The sequence below is a fragment of the Acinetobacter sp. ANC 4862 genome, from assembly GCF_004336635.1.
Taxonomy (GTDB): domain Bacteria; phylum Pseudomonadota; class Gammaproteobacteria; order Pseudomonadales; family Moraxellaceae; genus Acinetobacter.
On the sequence record NZ_SJXH01000067.1, the window covers coordinates 1 to 4,406 of the forward strand.

4 protein-coding genes are annotated in these 4,406 nt (G+C 41.3%); 1 reads left to right on the plus strand and 3 read right to left on the minus strand.

Features of this window, described 5'->3' with window-relative positions; genetic code table 11:
• Nucleotides 1-294 precede the first annotated feature (294 nt).
• Both sfnG and msuE read right to left on the minus strand, forming a co-directional pair.
• Complete coding sequence (gene sfnG, locus E0409_RS16330) at nucleotides 295-1,404, minus strand: dimethylsulfone monooxygenase SfnG (RefSeq protein WP_131292599.1); 1,110 nt, start codon at nucleotides 1,402-1,404, stop codon at nucleotides 295-297.
• A 29-nt stretch (nucleotides 1,405-1,433) separates the two neighbouring features.
• Entirely contained in the window at nucleotides 1,434-2,168 is a 735-nt protein-coding gene (msuE, locus tag E0409_RS16335) for an FMN reductase (RefSeq protein ID WP_131271351.1), read from the minus strand.
• A gap of 377 nt (nucleotides 2,169-2,545) precedes the next feature.
• On the opposite strand from msuE, the gene E0409_RS16340 reads away from it, so the two are divergent.
• Complete coding sequence (locus tag E0409_RS16340) at nucleotides 2,546-3,196, plus strand: response regulator (RefSeq protein ID WP_131292605.1); 651 nt, start codon at nucleotides 2,546-2,548, stop codon at nucleotides 3,194-3,196.
• 107 nt (nucleotides 3,197-3,303) lie between these two features.
• Here the strand turns inward: E0409_RS16340 and E0409_RS16345 are convergent, their stop codons facing one another.
• Entirely contained in the window at nucleotides 3,304-4,071 is a 768-nt protein-coding gene (locus tag E0409_RS16345; RefSeq protein ID WP_131292602.1) for a hypothetical protein, read from the minus strand.
• Nucleotides 4,072-4,406 lie beyond the last annotated feature (335 nt).

Genomic DNA, 4,406 nt, shown 5'->3' on the forward strand with positions numbered 1-4,406 from the left:
AATTGTTTAAAAGAGACTTTATCATTATTTAAGAATCGCCAAACTGCCTGTGTGGTTGCGAAACTCGTTTTTTGGGCAGAGGCAATATCTTTAATTGCAGGAGCAAGTGAAGCTAGAGGATTCATATTGAGCTTTACAAGGCTATTGTAGCGTTTAATAAGACGCAGATCTAAGCCAGAGATGTTAAATTGAAGAGCATGCTCCTCAATTTAACGCAAAACATGAGAATTGTGTAGATACCTATGCCTTGAGGGGGAGAATAGGGTAAAGCATTATTATTATAATTTGACCGCCTTAAGCTGATTTTGCTTGCAGCTGTTCCGCTTGCTCTGCTTCTAACTTACGAACCAATGGCAAGACTTTCGCACCGAAGTATTCAACATCTTCAATACAGTGTAGGAAGCCAGAAAGCACCAAGTCCACACCGATATCTTTGAGAACCAAAATACGTTCAGCAATTTGCTGTGGTGTACCAATCAGGTTGGTTTTGAAACCATCGTTATACTGCACCAAATCTTCAAAACTTGATTTTGCCCAGTTGCCTTCGCCTTCAGCGGTTGAGGCACCTGCTTCGCGGGTGGCATCGCCAAATGCATTCACAGCTTGAATATTGGCTTTATCGATAATTTCTTGCAGCACAGATTGCGCTTCTTCTGCGGTATCACGGGCAATAATGAAGGCATTCACTCCAATTTTAACCTGATGGTTATTGGCCTTGGCTTTCTCACGAATATCATCAATCTGTTTTTTAATTTCTTCAGGCGTGTTGCCATTGGTAAAGTACCAATCTGAAACGCGTGAAGCCATGTCACGTGCAGCACGTGAACTGCCGCCTTGGAAAATTTCCACAGGTTTGTTTGGAAGCGGCTGTGGACGTAGCGTGTAATCTTTAAACTGATAGAACTTGCCATCAAAGTTAAAGTGATCTGTATTCCAAATGCCACGTAAGCTGCGAATAAATTCTTCTGAACGAGCATAACGCTGATCGTGTTCTGGCCATTCTTCGCCAATCGCATCAAATTCACCGCGGAACCAGCCACTGACCACGTTAATCGCGATACGGCCATTGGTCATTTGGTTAATGCTGGCCAATTGTTTCGCTGCAAGAGCAGGTTTCCACGGCCCGGGTAAAATTGCCGCAATCAGTTTAATTTTTTCAGTTTTTGCTAACAATGCATGACTAAAACTGACCGATTCATGTTGATGTTCTGCGCCGTAGCTTGACGCAAAACGAATCTGGGTTAAACCATATTCAAAGCCGTTTTTTTCTGCTGCCTGGGCTAAGCGTACATTGTACTCATAGCTCCAGTCGGTGCGCTGTTCGATATTACTGACCACCAAGCCACCACTGACATTCGGTACCCAATAGGCAAATTTAACTTGGTTTTCTTGTTGATTTGACATATCTAAACCCTCGAGGTGGAAGTCGCTGATTAAGCGACTTGAGTCTTCGGTGCTTTTTTGCTGTGCAAGCGAGATTCCGCTGCATCTAGGCTTGGCACTGCCGCAGAAGGAAGTACTTCTTCCTGCTCGATTTGTTTATTAATGCCCAGGTTTTGGTTGGCTTGTTGGGTTTTCTCTTTCACCACTTCAGCACGTTGACCTTTAGCCGGTGCCCACTCAAGAATTGGTAGCGCACGTGCCACTGCTAAAGTAATACGGTCACGCAAGAACTCGCTGTGAATGGTGTATTCAGGGGTGAAATCTTTATCTGTTGCGTATACACCGATCGGCAGAGTTTGCGCCTGGAAGAAGCTAAACAGTGGACGTAATTGGTGCTCAAGAACCAGGGCATGACGTTCAGAACCGCCAGATGCTGCAAGTAAAACAGGTACATCAACCAATGCGGTTTGTTCTACAAAATCAAAGAAATGTTTAAATAGACCGGTAAATGATGCACGGTATACTGGTGTACCCACAATCAGTGCATCTGCTGCTTCTACGGCAGCTAAATCGTCTTGTACACGTTGTGGTAATTGATTGCGGTAGATCGCCCCACCCATCAATTGACCAATTTCGCTGAATTTAATGAAATGGACATTAATCGGTGTTGCTTCACCCAGTTCGTCTAGAATGGCTTGAACCAGAGCTTCGGTTTTTGACGGGTTGTTTAAACCACCCGATACAGCAACAATATTCAGTGGTTTTTGTGTATTTAAAATAGACATCTTGGAATAACCTAAAACAATAAAATCTCGGAATGTATTTATTAATCACCACCTGAGATATTCTGTAAAATAAGCAAATACAGAAAAGTTATCTGATTTTAAGATATAAAGAAAATTGCCATTAACTCAGCTTTAAAGGGTAGTTAATTATTTGATTTATAAATTTATCTTGATTGTTAATAAGCATTTTGCTTTATACGATAAAATTTATATCAAAATGTGATTAGATTTAAAGAAATTAAGAAAATGCGGAATTTTGTCAATTTCTTAAGCCGAATGTCGGCTTAAATGCAAAAATAGTGAGATCTTGCATATCCTTAGATGCATGACTATGGTTAGAATAGAAACCACTGTGCACAAGATCTTTCATGTCGCTTATGAATATTTTAATCGTTGATGACCATCCGTTGTTTCGTCATGCCTTGATTCAGGCCGTTCGTTACAGCTTACCGCAAGCTCAAATTCATGAAACGGCTGCAGTAAATGAGTTGTATGAACGCTTAGATAACGGACCGGAACCGGATTTGGTTTTATTGGATTTAAATTTACCAGGGGCTTCAGGCTTTTCAGCTTTGGTTCACGTCCGTGCACAATATCCCTCAATTCCAATTATTGTGGTTTCTGCGCATGAAGAAACTTCAATTATTCAGCGTGCCATTGCGCATGGTGCAATGGGCTATATTCCTAAATCGGCACATCCCAGCCATATTGGTGAGGCGATTCGCCAGGTGCTGGAAGGTGAAATCTGGTTACCGCCAAACTTGCCTGCCAATCTGAATTTCGATCCACGTGCAGCAGATGAAACTGCACTGGCAGAACGTATTCAATCGCTAACACCGCAACAATTCCGTGTATTGATGATGGTGGCGGAAGGTTTACTGAATAAACAGATTGCGTATGAGCTTGATGTTTCTGAAGCAACCATTAAAGCGCATGTCACGGCTATTTTCCGTAAATTGAATGTGCAAAACCGTACTCAGGCGGTATTGGCGATCAGTGCTTTGAATATTGAAGAAAAGAAAATGTAATCTGCTGAACCCAGCATTGAACGAAAAAGGCACTTAAATTAAGTGCCTTTTTCGTTGCGGTTTATTGCGAGGGATGCTTTGACTTTCAACGCATTTAGCATTTTAGATTACGCGACGCAGCTTTGTCTGGGAGTATGGTCTGTGCAAAATAAGGGATTTAATGCACATTGCAGATCATCAATTTGCTCTTGAGAGACATAGGCTTTCTCTTTCAGATATTCCGCCACGCTGTCATCTCTTAAACTTAAAAATGCCGCATCATATACGCCTAAATCGACAAATAAAGCCGCAGTTTCTAAGCTGTTAAAACGGTCTAAATAAACATCACTGCCATACAGCAGGAAAATATGATCTTCATTGGCATGGGTATTTACATCTAAGTGCTTTGCCAATTCGAAAGGTGGGGTCTTAATAAAGAGCAGATCAGACAATTCATCAAATTGGGTGGTATCGAGCAGATTCTCATCGGTTTTGACTTTGCCAAGCCATGCTTTAAAGACCAGCACCGCACCACCACGCAATAACATGCTCCAAATCTGGTGACGTACTTGATCAGTTAGGTCTTTAGATTCGGCTTTTAGGGATTGAATCAGCTTATCTTCTTGTTCAGCAAGTCGATCAAATAGACCCAAGCCTTGCGGTTTGTAGGCTGCAGGGCTGAAGACATCAAAATTCAACTCATCAAACACTTGTAATGCAAGCGGAACCGCACTTTGATACAAGGTGTTTAATGCCTGAATGTGAGTATCTTTTAAGTGGCTGGGCTTAAATAATTCAGTCCATTGAATTTCAGGTAACAGGGCATTGGCACCATATTGACGGTAAAATTGTTGCGATTGATCTACGCCATGACTTCTGGCTTCAGAAATGTTCATCTTAAACTCCTGTATTTTTCTATGATGATCAGTTCCTTGGGCAGCGTTTTATGTACGTACGGATAGACAGATTAAACTGATCATTTGTTGCTCTCATATATGAGCCAAGACGGCGACGAACGGAATACGACTAAAGTTATAGAGTGGGTTTTTATTAAAAAAATACTTTTAATAATAATAACCCGAATTACGGATAAGAAAACCGCTTGAAAAAAAGATGGTTAGAGCCATTTAGAAAGTTACTACACAAACCAAAGACTCTAACCACCATGTCTGATTTTACAGAAATCTTCTGTGCCATTGATGATTTTTTTAAGAAATTTGAACCGATCTAT

What these genes read in the sequence shown, in the direction of transcription:
- E0409_RS16345 (WP_131292602.1), bottom strand. Translation starts at nt 4,071, where the DNA reads ATGAACATTTCTGAAGCCAGAAGTCATGGCGTAGATCAATCGCAACAA.
- msuE (WP_131271351.1), bottom strand. Translation starts at nt 2,168, where the DNA reads ATGTCTATTTTAAATACACAAAAACCACTGAATATTGTTGCTGTATCG.
- sfnG (WP_131292599.1), bottom strand. Translation starts at nt 1,404, where the DNA reads ATGTCAAATCAACAAGAAAACCAAGTTAAATTTGCCTATTGGGTACCG.
- E0409_RS16340 (WP_131292605.1), top strand. Translation starts at nt 2,546, where the DNA reads ATGAATATTTTAATCGTTGATGACCATCCGTTGTTTCGTCATGCCTTG.